Consider the following 14628-nt stretch of genomic DNA (forward strand, 5'->3'; position numbering starts at 1 on the left):
AACTGCCGGTCAGCCGAGCGCGGCCTCGATCGGGCCGATCGCGAAGTACCCGACGAACGCCACCGCGACCACCCACATCAGCGGGTGGATCGTGCGGACGCGGCCGGAAACGGTGCGCAGCAGGACGAAGCTGATGAAGCCCGCGCCGATGCCGTTGGCGATCGAGTACGTGAACGGCATCACCACGATGGTCAGGAACGCCGGCAGCGCGATCGAGAAGTCGTCGAAGTCGATCTCCCGGACCTGCGCCATCATCAGCACACCCACGACGACCAGCGCCGGAGCCGCGGCCTCGACCGGCACGATCTGGTACAGCGGGGTGAAGAACATCGCCACGATGAACAACAGGCCGGTGACCACGTTCGCCAGGCCCGTCCGCGCGCCTTCCGCGATCCCGGCCGCGGACTCGATGTAGACCGTGTTGGAACTGCTGGAGGCCGCACCACCGGCGACCGCGCCCAGCGAGTCGACCAGCAGTGCCTTGCCGACGCCCGGAAGCTGCCCATCCGCGCCGACGAGTCCGGCCTCCTTGCCCAGACCGGTCAACGTGCCCACCGAGTCGAAGAAGTCGGTCAGCACCAACGTGAACACCAGCAGCGCGGCGGTGATCGCGGGCACGCGGGTCCACGCGCCGAACGAGAAGTCCCCGATCAGCGAGAGGTCCGGCAGCGAGAACACGCTGTCCGGCATGCCCGGGTAGCCCAGGTTCCAGCCCTTCGGGTTCGTGCCCAGCGACGGGCCCGCCTTGGCGATCGCCTCGACCACGATGGCCAGCACGGTCGAGAACAGCACGCCGAGCAGGATCGCGCCCTTGACCCGTTTCACCACGAGGATGCCGGTGACCAGCAGGCCGACCACGAAGACGAACGTCGGCCAGGACGCGATCGACCCGCCGATGCCCAGCCCGACCGGCACCGTGGTGTTGGCGGCGTCCGGGATGCGGCGGACGAACCCGGCGTCGACCAGGCCGATCAGCGTGATGAACAGGCCGATGCCCACCGCGATCGCGGCCTTGAGCTGGGCGGGGACCGCGTTGAACACGGCCGTGCGCACGCCGGTGAGCACCAGCGCGGTCACGATCAGGCCGTTGAGCAGGACCAGGCCCATCGCCTCCGGCCAGGTCATCTGCGGCGCGATGGTGACCGCGACCAGGCTGTTGATGCCCAGGCCGGTGGCCAGCGCGAACGGGTAGTTCGCGATCATCCCGAACAGGATCGTCATCACGCCCGCGACCAGCGCGGTGACCGCGGCGACCTGCCCGACCGGGAGGATGTTGCCGAGCACGTCCCGGTGCGCGGACGGTCCGTCGGCCGTGAAACTGCCGATGATCAGCGGGTTCAGCACGACGATGTACGCCATCGTCACGAAGGTCACCAGCCCGCCGCGGATCTCCCGCGACACGCTGGAGCCGCGCTCGCCGATCTTGAAGAACCGGTCGAGGGCGGTGCGGGAGCGTGTGTCGGCCATACGGGTAGCCTCCCTGACGTGGCGTCCACAGAGGAACCCGAAACGGGAGAAGAAACCGGAAAGTCACTTCCGGCGCCCCCGCCGCCCCCGGCGGTCCTGGTCGATCTCTACAAGATCGTGATCCTGGGCACGGCGGTGTGGCTCGGCGTGCTCGTGGTCGCCCTGTTCACCGGCCCTCACATCCTCGCCTGGACCGCGTTCGCCGGGGCGGTGCTCGGCGGCATCGGCATGGGGATCATGACCTGGCAGCGCGCGGCGGCCCGCCGAGGCTCGAAAACCGCCCAACAAGGCATCTAACCCCCACCCACCCCACCCCACCCCAGCCCACTCGCCCCGCGTGTCCCACACTCACGGCGGCCGTGTCCCACATTCGCCGCCGCGGTGTCCCACATTCGCCGCCCCTGAAGATCCCGCCCGGACTTTCGGTCCGGACGAATGTGGAACACACCCCGCCTGAACGTGGGACACGGGGGCGGCGAATGTGGGACACGCGGGGCGGGTGGGCTGGGGTGGGTTAGGGGAGTTTGCGGGCGATGGCGAGTTGGGCCATGTACCGCTTGGTGATGCGGCCGTTGTAGCGGGTGTCGATCAGGGCCGCGATGTCCGCCAGGAGGTTCTCGCGGGTGGGCAGGGCCCGGTGGCCGGAGTAGGTGGACAGCACGCCGAGGTAGTCCTCGGTCGAGTACAGCTCGTCCCATTCGTAGCGGTGGAACCGCACCTCGCCGAACCGGTCGGACACGTCGAACTCGCGCGGGATCTCGGCCGCGGGCTGCAGGCGCAGGCCGGGCGGGGTCGCCGGATCCCAGCGTTCGTAGATGTCCTGCACCTCCGCGAAGAACTGCTCGGTGCCACCAAGGATGTGCTCGGTCGAGATCACCGCGAGCGTGCCGCCGGGCCGCAGCGCGTTGGCGCACTTGTCCATCCGGATCTCCGGGTCGAGCCAGTGGAACGCGGTCGCGGCCATGACCAGGTCGAACTTCTCGACGGGCAGCGGCCAGTCCTCGAACGCGGACACGATGACCTCGACGTCCATCGAGGCCAGCTTGTGCCTCGCGACCGCCGCCAGCTCCGCGCCGAGCTCGACCGCGACGACCGAACACCCCAGCCGGGCCACCGGCGCGGTGGCCTGGCCGGTCCCGCACCCGATCTCGAGCACGCGCGTGCCCGGGCCGGCCGGTAGCTCCCCGAACAACGCCAGGGGGTATTCCGGCCGGTACCGGTCGTACAGCTGCGCGTCCTCGTTGAATGTCCGCCGCAAGCGCTCTCGGGTCACCCGACCAGTCTGGCGAACTCCCGCAACTCGTGATCGCTAGTCCACCAAGAACATCGAGGCTTGCAGGGAGAAAAGGCTTGCGTAGGTGCCATCAAGGGCCATCAGCTCGCCATGGGTGCCCTGCTCCACGACCTTGCCGTGGTCCAGCACGATGATCACGTCGGCGTGCTGGACGTTGGCGAGCCGGTGGGTGATCAGGATGGTCGTCCGGCCGTTCTGCTCGCTCAACCGGCGCAGCGACTCGAACACCGCGTGCTCGGCCCGGGCGTCCATCGCCGCGGTCGGCTCGTCGACGACCAAGATCGGCGAGTCGCGGTAGATCCCCCGGGCCACGCTGATCCGCTGCCACTGCCCACCGGAAAGATCACGGCCTTCCTTGAACAGCTTGGACAACAGTGTGTCGTACCCCTTCGGCAGCTCCTCGATCACCTTGTCCGCGCCGGACTCCATGGCCGCCGCTTCCACCGAAAGGCCGCCGGCCCGGTCGATCCGGCCCATCCGGATGTTGTCGTACGCGGTCATCGGCCAGCGCGCCGGATCCTGCAGGACAAGCGAGATCTGCTGGTAGATCGACTCTTCCGCGACGGAGGCCAGATCAACACCGTCCCACCGCACCTTCCCGGCGGTGGGCAGGTACAGCCCGGTGATCAGCTTGGCGAGGGTGCTCTTACCCGATCCGTTCTCCCCGACCAGTGCCACGACCTGTCCTTTGTGGATAGTCAGCGAGACGTCGTCCAGCGCGGGCGAGTCCTGGTCCGGGTAGCTGAAGGTGACGCTCTCGATGTCGATCCGGTCCGGATCCGGCGCCCGCAGCGGGACATCCGGTCGGGTGCGGTCAACCGTCAGGTTGATCAGCCTGGTGTACAGCTCCAGGTACAACGTCTGTTCGTAGAGCATGTTGACGTTCATCATCGTTCCGCCCAAAGCCGTTGTGGCCAACCGCATGGCCACAGCCGCGGTACCGGCCAACGGCAACGCGAGCCAGCCCGCGTGCAGCAGCAACCCGAGGACCGTGTACCCGGCGCCGGTGCCGATCCCGGCGATGGCCCGGCCGACCAGCCGCACCCGGGTCTTGCCCAGTTCGACCTCCGCGGCCTCCGCGGTCAACGCCTCGCTGACCCGCCGGTACTCGTCGAGCAGCGCGTTACCCGCCGTGCTGGCTCGCATCTCGGCCGCGGTCTCGCGTTCGGTGAGCAGCTCGCTGGCCACGTGCTGCCGCCGGAACCGGGAGACCATCCGCAGGTAGGAGCCGTACACGAGCTTGGCCGCCCGGGCCGACGCCCACACGTTCGGCCCGACCGCGAGCAGCACCACCGGGGCGAGCATCGGATGCAGCACGCCGGCCGAGAACACCGCGGCGGCGAGGTTGAACACCGAACCGCTGATGCTCGCGATCGCGATGATGCTCACCTCGACCGCCCGCATGCCGTAGGACAGGCACTGCCGCAACAGGTCGGCGTAGTCGCTGTCCTCGAACGCGATCAGCTCGACCCGGGCGACCGCCTCGTGCACCTTCTGCTGTGCCGCGTGCTCCACCCGGGGCTGCAGCATCGCCTGCGCGGACCCGCTCGCCGTCTCCAGCAAGGCCCGCAACGAGTACGACAGGACCACCAGCCCGACCGCGGGCAGCGAGGCGACCACCCGGTCCGCCGTTGGTCCCTGTGCCAGCAGGGTGGTGAGTACATCTGCCGTCGCCAGAAGTCCGAACGCAGTAACGCATCCGGCCGCCACCGACAGCAGTCCGGTCAGCAGCGTGAGCTTTTTCGAGGTCTGCCAGGCAAGTCCGACCACGATCCGAATCCCGGCCGGGAGCGCGCGCAACGTCCGCCACAGCCCGGCTTTGACCACTTGCTGGTCAACTTCTGTCCACTTCGGAAGTTCCAGTTCATCGACGCCAACCAGTGCGGCTGCCATGTCGTCGAATGTACGTCAGGAAATCCGGAAGTTATGTGTTACGACAGCACAGTCCTGGGGTCGGGATCGTCGAGCAGCGCGTGGATCACGTGCCGGTCCACCCAGCGGTCCGAGGCCCACGCGAGGGCGCGGGCCAGTCCATCTGGCGTGTCCTCGGCGTGCACCCGGCGCTCACGGTCGACCCACCAGTGCACCGGCTGGCCATCGGCGGTCAGCTTGTCGTGAACGATCACGCCTTCCAGCGGCAGATCGAACCCGAGCAGCTCGGCGGCCACCACGACGGCGCCGAGTTCGCTCCACGGCACCAGCTCACCACCGCTGACATCACCGGCGGACTCGGAAGCCAACGGCAGGTCCAGCAACTCGGCGAGCGGTTCAGCGGCGTCGTCATCCAATGCGGCCACAACGCGTTCCGCCCGAAGCACGGCCAGAAGCCAAGGCGCGTCAAGGACAACACAGTCATCGGCGACAACGGCCTCACCGGACAGCACCCGGACCCGGTCCGGCGCGTCCAACTCGGCCAGGTCCACCGTGTCCGCCAAGGCCAACGCGGTATGAGCCCGCAGGGTCACGCCATGCGGCACGGTCCGCGCCGGATCGCCGAGCCGCTCCAGCAGATCCGCCGCGTCCGAAGCGTCCTTGATCGCCAGCCCGGTCCGGACTCCGGCGGCGGACGCGAGCTCGTCGCCCAGCTCGAGATCGAGCGGGTCGTACAGGCCGACCAGATCGGACGCCCCGGCCGTGCGCCACTCGCGCGGCGGGCGGCCGTTGAGCAGGGCGTACCGCGAGATCCACCAGGCGGTGTACCCGCCGGGCTCGCGCAGCGCACGCCAGGTGGCCGGTTCCATGGCCAGCAGCCGCAGGGCGTCCGGCCACTTGTCGTCCGCGACCAGGTCCAGGTCCCGTACGGCGACAACGGTCTTGGGCTCCTCGGTGAGCGAGGCCCACCAGTCGTCCTCGTCGGCCAGGTCGTGCTCGGGGCCGATCGGCTCGTCGTCGACGATCACCGCGAACCCGGTCAGCACGCCCACCGCGGACAGCACGTCGGCCGACCAGCGCTCGGCGAACTCCGGGTCGAGCAGCCCCAGCGGGGACTCCTCGTCGAGCACCTCGAGGAACCGCGAGCCCGGCACGGCCAGCTCGTCCGCGGCCCGCCAGTCGCCCTCGGTGTCCGGCAGCGCCAACGACTTCAGCCACGGCCGTCCACCCGCCTGACCGACGAGCCCCAGCACGGCGTTCGCCAGCCCGGACACCATCAGCCCGGCGGCCGCATCGGCCACACTGCGCTCAACGGCGTCCTGCAAGGCATCCAGCAGTTCGGACGCACCGGCGTGCTTGGCACCCAGACGTTCCAGCAACGGGTGCGCGGCCTCCGGGTGCACCAGCCGCAGCCCGGGCACGTCCAGCTCGGACAGGAACTCCGGGTCGTCGGCGAGCAGCGTGCCGCGCGGACCGGGCAGGGTTCGCCCGTCCGCCAACGGAACCGGCAGCCCGGTCAGATTGTCCCGGATCGAGCCGTCCTGCTCGGCGAACGGCGAGATGGCCGCGTAGACCCGGTGCCACCAGGACGGGTCCTGGTCGATACCGGTGATCGCGGCGACGATCTCCGGGGTGCGCAGCCACGAGATCTCCAGCGCCGCCAAGGCGGGCGCGTGCCGCGGCTCGGCCAGCCGGGCATCGGCCAGGTTCGGGATGACGTCCGACAGCAGGTCGGCCAGTTCGACCGACGGGAAGTCCAGAACGCGCGCCACGGAAGGCGCGAGCGACTCGGTCACCCCGGGAAGCCAGGCGCTGGAGCGGAGTTCGGCGATGATCAGGTCCCGCAGAGTGGCGTCCACATCGGACCGTGGGAACCCGGGCACCGGCACCAACGCGGTGCGGTCCAACGGTTGGACGCCGAACACCAGGGCGGGGTAGAGCTTCGCGGCCTCGGCGAGTACCTCGGTCGCGCCGGGGCTGGACATCACCCGGCGCCGGGACGGTTCGATCGGCAGGCTCGCGATCAGCCTGGCCGGCAACGAAAGCTTCTCGTCGGTGGGCGTCGGCGCGTGCAACACATCTTCACGCAACGGTTGCGGCACACCGGTTTGAGACACCGGCACGGCCCAGCAGACGGTCCACTCGGTGCTGACTTCGAGGCCAAGACCGGCGGTGTCGGCAAGCTTCCCGGACGACCGCCGCAGCAGCCAGCGAGTCGTCCCCGATGGCCCGGCCAGCTCGACGACGTCCTCGGAAACGTCGGTGCGGAGCCATTCCTCGCCCTCGACCTCGATCGAGACCAGGCCGGGTAACGCCAGCAGCAGGTCCGGGATCTGCTCCCGGAAGTCGGCGAGCAGCGCGGCCGCGTCGACGTCCGAACGTAACGGCAGCCGGACCTCGGTCGCGTACCCGGCGGGCGGCTCGGCTTCGAGCGGCCAGACCAGCCGCAGCACCGGCACCTGCCCGGACCGTTCGGCGACCTGCGCGGCCAGCTCAGGGATGTCGCGGGTGCGCTGCGCGGAGAACTGCACGGCGCCGGTGGCCGAGACCACCGCGGGCTCGTCGGTCACCGACAGGACGGCGGAGAACCCCACCCCGAACTGCCCGACCGTGCCGCCATCGCGTTTCGCGGATGCCCGCAGCGAAGCCAAAGCCGCCACACCGTCGGCGTCCAGCGGCGTTCCGGTGTTCGCGGCACGGAGCTCGTTGCCGACAAGAGACAGCCGAAGTCGTCCGCCGGTCCCGGCCGCGTCGGCCGCGTTCTGGGCCAGCTCGACCAGCAGCCGGTCGGAGTACGCGCCGAGCCGCAGGTCCTCCTCGGCGTTCGCGTCTTCCCGGAAGCGCGTCGGGGACGTGCTCCAGGCCGACAGCACAGCCTCTCGTAACCGCTGCGTGCCGAACGGATCGGTCATTCGGCCGGCGCCCGCTCAACGTCCAGCAGCGAGTCGTCGTAGATCAGGTCGGCCACCAGCACCGGCGAGCCCTGCTCGATGCGCAGCTCGGAGTGCGCACCGCAGCCGTACTCGACGTGCACGACGTGCCCGTCGGCCGGGGAGATCTCGTTGCCGCAGGCGCCGAACGCGGCCCGCAGCGAACCGGCGACCGGCAGGTAGAACCCGCAGGTCCCGCAGTGTTCGGGGGCGCTGCGAGCCATGTCGGACCGGGGCCCGAACTCGCCGCCCTTCCAGCGGTCGGCCGCGTCCAGCCGCGCGCCGCGGGACATCACCCGGACCCGGCCGAGGCCGAGCTCCATGGCGACTTCCTCGACGGCCTCGTCGTCGGACTGGATGTACGCGGGCACGACCCGCGGGTCGTCCGGCGCGGTGGGCAGCAGGTCGCCAACGCCCAGGTCGCCCGCCTGCACCCGCTGCTGCCACGGCACCCAGTGCGGCGCGACGAGCGCGTCCGGGCCGGGCAGCAACACGACCTCACTGACCGTGACCGGGGTGCCCGGGCCGGCGAAGGCGACCGTGACAGCCCAGCGCCAGCCGCGGTAGCCGGTCTTGTCCGCCTCGAACAGGTGAGTCAGCGCCGCGGCGTCCTCGGGCAGCACGCCCACATGCTCGCCGACCTCGTCGCCGGCCTCTTCCACCGCCGCTGCGCGCGCCAGTTCGAGCGCGCCGGCGAGGGCGGGATCTGGTTCAAGGCTCGTGCTCATCACGAAGATTGTGCACCACCCGTGTCACGCTTCTGCCGTGAAGGTGCTTCTCACTCTTTGTGCATGCGTTCTGCTCGCCGCGTGCACCGGCAGCGACACCCCGTCGGCCCCGCCCGCGAACCTGCGCGCGGAGGTGCTGGCCACGCTGCCGCACGACACGTCCGCCTTCACCGAGGGCCTGGAGTTCGACGGGACGACGCTGTACGAGGGCACCGGCCTGGAGGGTCAGTCCCAGATCCGGATCACCGACGTGTCCACCGGAGCGGTCACCAAGAAAGCGGACCTGCCGGATCCGATGTTCGGTGAGGGCATCACGATCGTCGGCGACAAGCTCTGGCAGCTGACCTACAAGGACGGCGTGGCCATCCAGCGCGACAAGAACACCCTGGCCGAGCTCAAGCGCGCGACCTACACCGGCGAGGGCTGGGGCCTTTGCCACGACGGTAAGCGCCTGGTGATGAGCAACGGCACCGACGAGCTGACCTTCCGCGACCCGGACACGTTCGCGCAGGTGGGGAGCGTGCAGGTGCGGTCCGGCGGCAAGAGCGTGGTCGATGTCAACGAACTGGAGTGCACGCCACAGGGCGTTTACGCGAACATCTGGAAGACCGACCGGATCGTGCGGATCGACCCACAATCAGGTGAAGTCACCGCCACCGTCACGCTGACCGGTTTGCTCACCGAACAGGAACGGGCGAACACGGACGTGCTCAACGGGATCGCCGCCGTCCCCGGAACGGACCAGTTCCTGGTCACGGGCAAGAACTGGCCCAAGTCGTTCCGGGTGAGGTTCGTCACGGCCCAATAGGTATGTGCGTGTGTGACCTTGCCGGCTTTACGGCAGGATGGAGGTGTGCTCCGTTCCGGTTCCCAAGATCACGGCAAGGATGACCGTGGTGCTTCGGCGAGCCGGAAAAAGGGCCGCAAGTGGACCGCGAAGCAGCCGCAGCAGTTCGGGCAGAGCAGGCAGGCACCTCCGCCGCCCCGCCAGTACCCGCCAACCCGGCCGCAGTACCCACCCCAGGAGTACCAGCAGCCCCAACCACCACCACCGCCGCCGCCACCTCCACCACCGCCGCCCAGGCAGGTGCCCGTGGAGTACCGCGAGACGGCCCCGGTCCGGCGTGAACCTCCACCGCCCCCATCCGCCCGTTACGGCCCTGACGGGTACCCAGTAGCCCGTACAGGCGACAGCGGCCAGTACGACTACTACCCCGAGCCGGAGGAGCCCGCCGAGGCTCAGCACGGCCTTGAGGCGGCCCCAGCGCGGCCCGGCGGCATGCCGATGCCCAAGAAGCTGACCGTCACCCGCGTCGCCGCCCTGCGCAGCAAGCAGCTGACCCAGCAGGCCGTGCACGCGTTCAAACGGGCCGCGAACGCCGACGGGGCCGACAAGTCCGGCCTCACCTCGCTGACCTACGCCACGATGCTCAACTACGCCAGCGACGCCGCCATGGCCGTCGCCCTGGCGAACACCCTGTTCTTCGCCGCGGCGAGCGCGGACAGCAGCAAGGGCAAGATCGCCCTCTACCTGTTGATCACGGTGGCGCCGTTCGCGCTGGTCGCGCCGGTCATCGGCCCCGCCCTGGACCGCATCCAGCGCGGACGACGGCTCGCCATGTGCGTGGCCTCGGCCGGTCAGGCGCTGATGTGCATCGTGATGGCCACGAACTTCGACACCTGGCTGCTCTACCCCGCGGCGCTGGGCAAGATGGTGCTGTCCAAGTCCTTCACGGTGTTGAAGGCCGCCGTCACCCCCAGGGTCCTGCCCCCGGACATCACCCTGTCCAAAACCAACGCCAGGCTGACCATCTTCGGCCTGGCCGCGGGCGCTGTGTTCGGCGGCCTGGCAGCAGGCCTGCTGCAGCTTTTCGGCTCCCCCGGCGCCCTCTGGTTCACCGCGTTGATCTGCGTCGTCGGCGCCGTCCAGGGCATGCGGATCCCCGCCTGGGTCGAGGTCACCGAGGGCGAGGTCCCGGCGACCCTGTCGGCCACCCCGGTGAAGACCAAACGCCAGCCCATGGGCCAGCACGTCGTGGTGTCCTTGTGGGCCAACGGAACCATCAAGGTGCTCACCGGGTTCCTGCTGATGTTCTCGGCCTTCGCCATCCGCGCGGAGACCCAGGGCAAACCCATCCAGCAGCTGCTGTTGCTCGGCCTCATCGCCGGCGCCGCGGGCCTCGGCAGCTTCGGCGGCAACGCCATCGGCACCCGGCTGCAAGTCACCCGCGCAGACCAGATGGTGCTCGCCTGCCTGATCGCATGCCTGTCGGCAACGGTCGTGGCCACGATCATGCCCGGCATCGGCACCATGACCGTCGTCAGCCTGATCGCCTCCACCGCCGCCGCATTGGCGAAAAACAGCCTCGACGCCGTCATCCAGGACGACCTCCCCGAAGAGAGCCGGGCATCCGCCTTCGGCCGGTCCGAGACAGTCCTGCAGCTGGGCTGGGTCTTCGGCGGCGCCCTGGGGGTTTTACTCCCCGCCACCTTCTGGGTCGGCTTCCTGATCATCTCGCTGATCCTGGCCCTCGGCCTGGTGCAGACCATCCTCGCGAACCGCGGCGCCTCCCTGCTGAACGTCATCCGCAACCGCGTCCGCACCGTCCGCACCACCCCCGCCCCGGCCCCAGGCCCTGGCCCGACCCAATAACCGCCCCGTCACCCCCGTACCCTCACCGACGTGCGCCGACTCGCCCTGACCACGCTCGCCGCCCTCGGGTTGACCCTGACGGCCTGCACCCCGGAACCCCCAGAGGTGACGTTCTTCGCCGCGGGCGAGACAGTGCGCCTGTCCCCCACAGACACGTGCAACGGGGAGATCGAGGAGTGCAAGCCCACGGGAAACCTCGCGGTCCCGGGCGGCAAACCGCTGAACATCAGCGTCCCCAGCCAGGTAGCCAAGAGCCCCTGGGTGGTCGTGTTCAAGTTCCGCGCAGCGGACGGCAGTGAGCAGAAGGCCCGCTCAACGATCTTCAAAGCAAACGAGCGCTACGCCTACACCCTCACACTGCCCACCGCAGGAGACCAACTGCTGCACGTGGAAGTCCAACGCATAGAGGGAATCGCAGCCGACCCCACCCAAGGCCTCACGTACCAAACCAACCCGGTCTGGTCCCTCAACATCAGCCAGTAGCCCGCGTGTCCCACGTTCGCAGCCCCCGTGTCCCCCGTTCGTAGCCCCCGAAATCCCCATTGAGCGGAGAATTCGGGGTCCGTGAATGTGGGACACGGGGGCTGTGAACGTGGGACACGCGTGTGCCCCGCCTTCGCGTCCGGCCCAGGTTTACGGGTCGAGCTCCCGTGCGACGGCGCGGACGACTTCGGCGATCCGCTTGGTGGCCTTGCGATCCGGATACCGCCCCCGCCGCAAGTCAGGCTGAACCTTCGCCTCCAGCAGCTTGATCATGTCCTCGACGAGCCCGTGAAGTTCCTCAGCCGGCCGGCGCCGAGCCTCGACCACCGAAGGCACAGGATCCACGAGTCGAACGGAAAGCGCCTGCGGGCCGCGCCGCCCATCGGCCACCCCGAACTCGATGCGTTGTCCCGCTTTGAGTCCCTGGACGCCAGGCGGCAGCGCGGAGGCTCGGACGTACACGTCCTCCCCGCCGTCCTGCGTGACGAACCCGAAGCCCTTCTCCGAGTCGTACCATTTGACCCGTCCGGTCGGCACAGCTCTCACCGTTCCCTCGTCGCTTCCACAGCCGCGCGGCCCGTTCGCCCACCCCGCCGCACAGCTAACGCGCCCCGGGCACGCCCGGGACGCGTCGTACAAGCCTATGCCAAACCGAGGTCAAGGCGTAGCGCATAGGCTCTGGTCGTGACCGGATCCAAACTGATGCCAGCGGCGATTACGCTGTTCGGGGTCGGCCTGCTCGCGATCATCGCGGTGTTCGGCCTCTACGCCGCGGGCGAACGCAACCTCACTGTGTGGCTGTACATCGCGGCGATGATGCTGCCGCTGGGGTTGGCGCTGGCGGTTTTCAGCGTTGTGCGGCGACGTGGCCGCTGAGCCAGGCGGGGAACTGCTCGAGGCTCGGCAACACGATGTGTGCCCCTGCCGCAACCAGTTCCGCTGACGTACAAGGCCCCGTGGCGACGCCGACCGCGACCGCGTCGGCCGCCAGCGCGCCGTTGATGTCGCCGATGTGATCACCGACATAGACGCCGGCGCCGTGTGTCCGCAACGCATCCGCCTTGCCGGTGGCCCAAAGGTCGCCGATCAGGTGGTCGACATCCCAGCCCAGCGCGGTGATGTGCCGCTCCGCGTTCGGCTGGTACTTCGCGGTGACGATCATCGTGTGGCCGCCCATCGCCCGCACTGCCGCCAAAGCCTCGACCGCGCCGGGCATCGGTGAGCTGAACTCGATGGCGATGTCCTTGTACAGCTGGCGGAACCGGGCGACGACCTGATCCACGTCGTCGACGGCCACGCCGATCGCGCGCAGCACGTCCGGCAGCGGCGGGCCCATCATCCCGGCGGCCGTCTCACCGTCCAGTTCCACGCCCATCTCGGCGGACAGCGCCGCCATCGTCTTGATGAAACCGGGCCGCGCGTCGATCAGGGTCAGGTCCAGGTCAAAGCCGACGGTGAGGGTCACGGCTCCCACTCTAGGGGGCTTGACGAAAGGGTTATTTCCGTCCAGCCGGTTGACACCAAGGCCATCCATGTAAACACTCGGAACATGACCGAGATCACACCGTTCGCCGCCCGGGTCCGGCTCTCGTTACGCGAGACGCTGCTCGACTCGGCGGCGGAACTGCTGGCCGAGCATGGTTTCGCGGGCCTGCGGATGGCCGACGTGGCCGCGGCGGCCGGGGTGAGCAGGCAGACGGTCTACAACGAGTTCGGCAACAAGTCCGCGCTGGTCGACGCGGTGGCCCTGCGCACGCTCGCGGAGTTCCTCGAGGCCGCCGAGCGGCTCTGGCAGAACTCGCACGACCTGCGGGGCGCGCTGCACGCGCTGGTCGCGTACACGGTCCGGCACGGCCGGGAGAACCGCCTGGTCGCGTCGGTCATCGGCGGCGCGGAGGCCGAGGACCTGTTGCCGCTGCTGACCACCCGCGGCGAACCGGTGCTGCGCCCGGCCGTCGAGCAGGCCGCCCATCACCTCAGACGGTGGGAACCCACGCTGCCGCAGGTGATGGCCGAGCGGATCGCCGAGGCCGCGGTCCGCCTGTCCATCAGCCACATGTTGCTGCCCACCGGAGACCCAGGCCAGGCCGCCGACGCCGTGTGCGCGGTGATCGTGCCGGCCATCCAATCGTCCACATCAGACGCAAAGGAGCGTTCGCGATGAGCACGACCGAGTACCGGCAGGGCTTCGGCTCGCTACGCAAAGGCGGCCTGAACTGGGACTCCTTCCCGCTGCGGTTGTTCGTGAAGGGCAACGCCCGGTTCTGGAACCCGGCGGACATCGACTTCAGCCAGGACGCCGCCGACTGGCAGACGCTGACCAGCGAGGAGAAGCGGTCGGCGACTTTCCTTGTCGCACAGTTCATCGCGGGCGAGGAAGCGGTGACCGAGGACATCCAGCCGTTCATGAAGGCGATGACCGCCGAAGGCCGCCTCGCCGACGGGATGTACCTGAGCCAGTTCTGCTACGAGGAGGCCAAGCACTGCGAGGTGTTCCGGCGCTGGATGGACGCGGTCGGCCTGACCGACGACCTCCACCCGTTCGTCGGCGACAACCCCTACTACCGCAAGCTTTTCTACGAGGAACTACCCGGCTCGCTGCGCACCCTGGAGACGGATCCCAGCCCGGTCAACCAAATCCGCGCGAGCGTCACCTACAACCACGTCATCGAGGGAACCCTCGCGCTGACGGGGTACTACGCCTGGCAGAAGATCTGCACCAGCCGCGGGATCCTGCCCGGCATGCAGGAACTGGTCCGGCGGATCGGCGACGACGAACGACGGCACATGGCATGGGGCACCTTCACCTGCCGCCGCCACGTGGCCGCGGACGACTCCCTGTTCGACGTGGTCACCCAACGGATGGGCGAGTTGCTGCCGATCGCGCTGAACATGATCGAGTGGGTGAACGCCCAGTTCGAAGAGCCACGCCCATTCGAGACCGATCCCCAGGAGTTCGTGAACTACGCCGCCGACCGCGCCCAACGCCGCCTCGGCGCCATTTCGTCCGCCCGCGGCACCCCCGTCGGCCAGATCGACCTGGACTACTCCCCGGAGACGCTGGAAGACCAGTTCGGCGAAGAGGACGCCAAGGTCTTCGCCGAAGTCATCGCCAGCAAGTCCTCGTGAGTGGTTTCGGTCGTTAGAACGGCCGAAACCACTCACGACACGCTTACCTCACGGAGAACCCCGAGTTGGGAG

General features: G+C 69.1%; 14 protein-coding genes. 7 read left to right on the forward strand and 7 right to left on the reverse strand.

Annotated elements, in window-relative coordinates:
* Positions 1 to 9 precede the first annotated feature (9 nt).
* Entirely contained in the window at positions 10 to 1467 is a 1458-nt protein-coding gene (locus AB0J95_RS01605; protein ID WP_364750807.1) for an NCS2 family permease, read from the reverse strand.
* Positions 1468 to 1485: 18 nt separating this feature from the next.
* Between AB0J95_RS01605 and AB0J95_RS01610 the strand changes: the two genes are divergently transcribed.
* Positions 1486 to 1764: a DUF2530 domain-containing protein gene (locus tag AB0J95_RS01610; RefSeq protein WP_364750809.1), complete on the forward strand. Its 279-nt coding sequence runs from the start codon at positions 1486 to 1488 to the stop codon at positions 1762 to 1764.
* Positions 1765 to 1981: 217 nt separating this feature from the next.
* Here the strand turns inward: AB0J95_RS01610 and AB0J95_RS01615 are convergent, their stop codons facing one another.
* From AB0J95_RS01615 to AB0J95_RS01630, 4 genes are read right to left on the reverse strand one after another with little or no spacing between them, the layout of a single operon-like run.
* Positions 1982 to 2740, reverse strand: coding sequence for a class I SAM-dependent methyltransferase (locus AB0J95_RS01615; RefSeq protein WP_364750812.1), 759 nt, complete (start codon positions 2738 to 2740; stop codon positions 1982 to 1984).
* Between the two features lie 36 nt (positions 2741 to 2776).
* Positions 2777 to 4654: an ABC transporter ATP-binding protein gene (locus AB0J95_RS01620; protein WP_364750813.1), complete on the reverse strand. Its 1878-nt coding sequence runs from the start codon at positions 4652 to 4654 to the stop codon at positions 2777 to 2779.
* Positions 4655 to 4692: 38 nt separating this feature from the next.
* Entirely contained in the window at positions 4693 to 7545 is a 2853-nt protein-coding gene (locus tag AB0J95_RS01625; protein ID WP_364750816.1) for a hypothetical protein, read from the reverse strand.
* Positions 7542 to 8291 (reverse strand): DUF3027 domain-containing protein, encoded by a 750-nt coding sequence (locus AB0J95_RS01630; protein WP_364750818.1) that lies wholly within the window; start codon positions 8289 to 8291, stop codon positions 7542 to 7544. Before AB0J95_RS01630 ends, AB0J95_RS01625 begins: the two co-directional genes overlap by 4 nt.
* Before the next feature lie 43 nt (positions 8292 to 8334).
* Here AB0J95_RS01630 and AB0J95_RS01635 point away from each other — a divergent pair, with 43 nt between their 5' ends.
* From AB0J95_RS01635 to AB0J95_RS01645, 3 genes are read left to right on the forward strand one after another with little or no spacing between them, the layout of a single operon-like run.
* Positions 8335 to 9099, forward strand: a complete 765-nt coding sequence (locus AB0J95_RS01635; protein ID WP_364753393.1) for a glutaminyl-peptide cyclotransferase — start codon at positions 8335 to 8337, stop codon at positions 9097 to 9099.
* 45 nt (positions 9100 to 9144) lie between these two features.
* A complete protein-coding gene (locus AB0J95_RS01640) occupies positions 9145 to 10944 on the forward strand; it encodes an MFS transporter (protein ID WP_364750819.1) in 1800 nt (599 codons plus the stop codon).
* Between the two features lie 30 nt (positions 10945 to 10974).
* Positions 10975 to 11427, forward strand: coding sequence for a DUF2771 family protein (locus tag AB0J95_RS01645; RefSeq protein WP_364750822.1), 453 nt, complete (start codon positions 10975 to 10977; stop codon positions 11425 to 11427).
* A 150-nt stretch (positions 11428 to 11577) separates the two neighbouring features.
* Here the strand turns inward: AB0J95_RS01645 and AB0J95_RS01650 are convergent, their stop codons facing one another.
* Positions 11578 to 11964, reverse strand: a complete 387-nt coding sequence (locus tag AB0J95_RS01650) for a cold-shock protein (RefSeq protein WP_364753396.1) — start codon at positions 11962 to 11964, stop codon at positions 11578 to 11580.
* A 147-nt stretch (positions 11965 to 12111) separates the two neighbouring features.
* Between AB0J95_RS01650 and AB0J95_RS01655 the strand changes: the two genes are divergently transcribed.
* Complete coding sequence (locus AB0J95_RS01655) at positions 12112 to 12303, forward strand: hypothetical protein (protein ID WP_364750825.1); 192 nt, start codon at positions 12112 to 12114, stop codon at positions 12301 to 12303.
* On the opposite strand, the gene AB0J95_RS01660 is transcribed toward AB0J95_RS01655, so the two are convergent.
* Positions 12275 to 12892 (reverse strand): HAD hydrolase-like protein, encoded by a 618-nt coding sequence (locus tag AB0J95_RS01660; protein ID WP_364750827.1) that lies wholly within the window; start codon positions 12890 to 12892, stop codon positions 12275 to 12277. The two genes, AB0J95_RS01655 and AB0J95_RS01660, sit on opposite strands and share 29 nt — an antisense overlap.
* A gap of 84 nt (positions 12893 to 12976) precedes the next feature.
* Between AB0J95_RS01660 and AB0J95_RS01665 the strand changes: the two genes are divergently transcribed.
* Together AB0J95_RS01665 and AB0J95_RS01670 are read left to right on the forward strand one after the other, a co-directional pair.
* A complete protein-coding gene (locus AB0J95_RS01665) occupies positions 12977 to 13591 on the forward strand; it encodes a TetR family transcriptional regulator (protein WP_364750829.1) in 615 nt (204 codons plus the stop codon).
* Positions 13588 to 14556: a R2-like ligand-binding oxidase gene (locus AB0J95_RS01670; protein WP_364750832.1), complete on the forward strand. Its 969-nt coding sequence runs from the start codon at positions 13588 to 13590 to the stop codon at positions 14554 to 14556. The genes AB0J95_RS01665 and AB0J95_RS01670 overlap by 4 nt, the downstream gene beginning before the upstream one ends.
* The last annotated feature ends 72 nt before the right edge of the window (positions 14557 to 14628 follow it).

This window comes from Actinocrispum sp. NPDC049592, from assembly GCF_040675465.1.
Classification (GTDB): domain Bacteria; phylum Actinomycetota; class Actinomycetes; order Mycobacteriales; family Pseudonocardiaceae; genus Kibdelosporangium.

Excerpts from the sequence above, each read along its gene's own strand:
- AB0J95_RS01605 (WP_364750807.1), bottom strand. The coding sequence starts at position 1,467 with ATGGCCGACACACGCTCCCGCACCGCCCTCGACCGGTTCTTCAAGATC.
- AB0J95_RS01620 (WP_364750813.1), bottom strand. The coding sequence starts at position 4,654 with ATGGCAGCCGCACTGGTTGGCGTCGATGAACTGGAACTTCCGAAGTGG.
- AB0J95_RS01625 (WP_364750816.1), bottom strand. The coding sequence starts at position 7,545 with ATGACCGATCCGTTCGGCACGCAGCGGTTACGAGAGGCTGTGCTGTCG.
- AB0J95_RS01630 (WP_364750818.1), bottom strand. The coding sequence starts at position 8,291 with ATGAGCACGAGCCTTGAACCAGATCCCGCCCTCGCCGGCGCGCTCGAA.
- AB0J95_RS01665 (WP_364750829.1), top strand. The coding sequence starts at position 12,977 with ATGACCGAGATCACACCGTTCGCCGCCCGGGTCCGGCTCTCGTTACGC.
- AB0J95_RS01670 (WP_364750832.1), top strand. The coding sequence starts at position 13,588 with ATGAGCACGACCGAGTACCGGCAGGGCTTCGGCTCGCTACGCAAAGGC.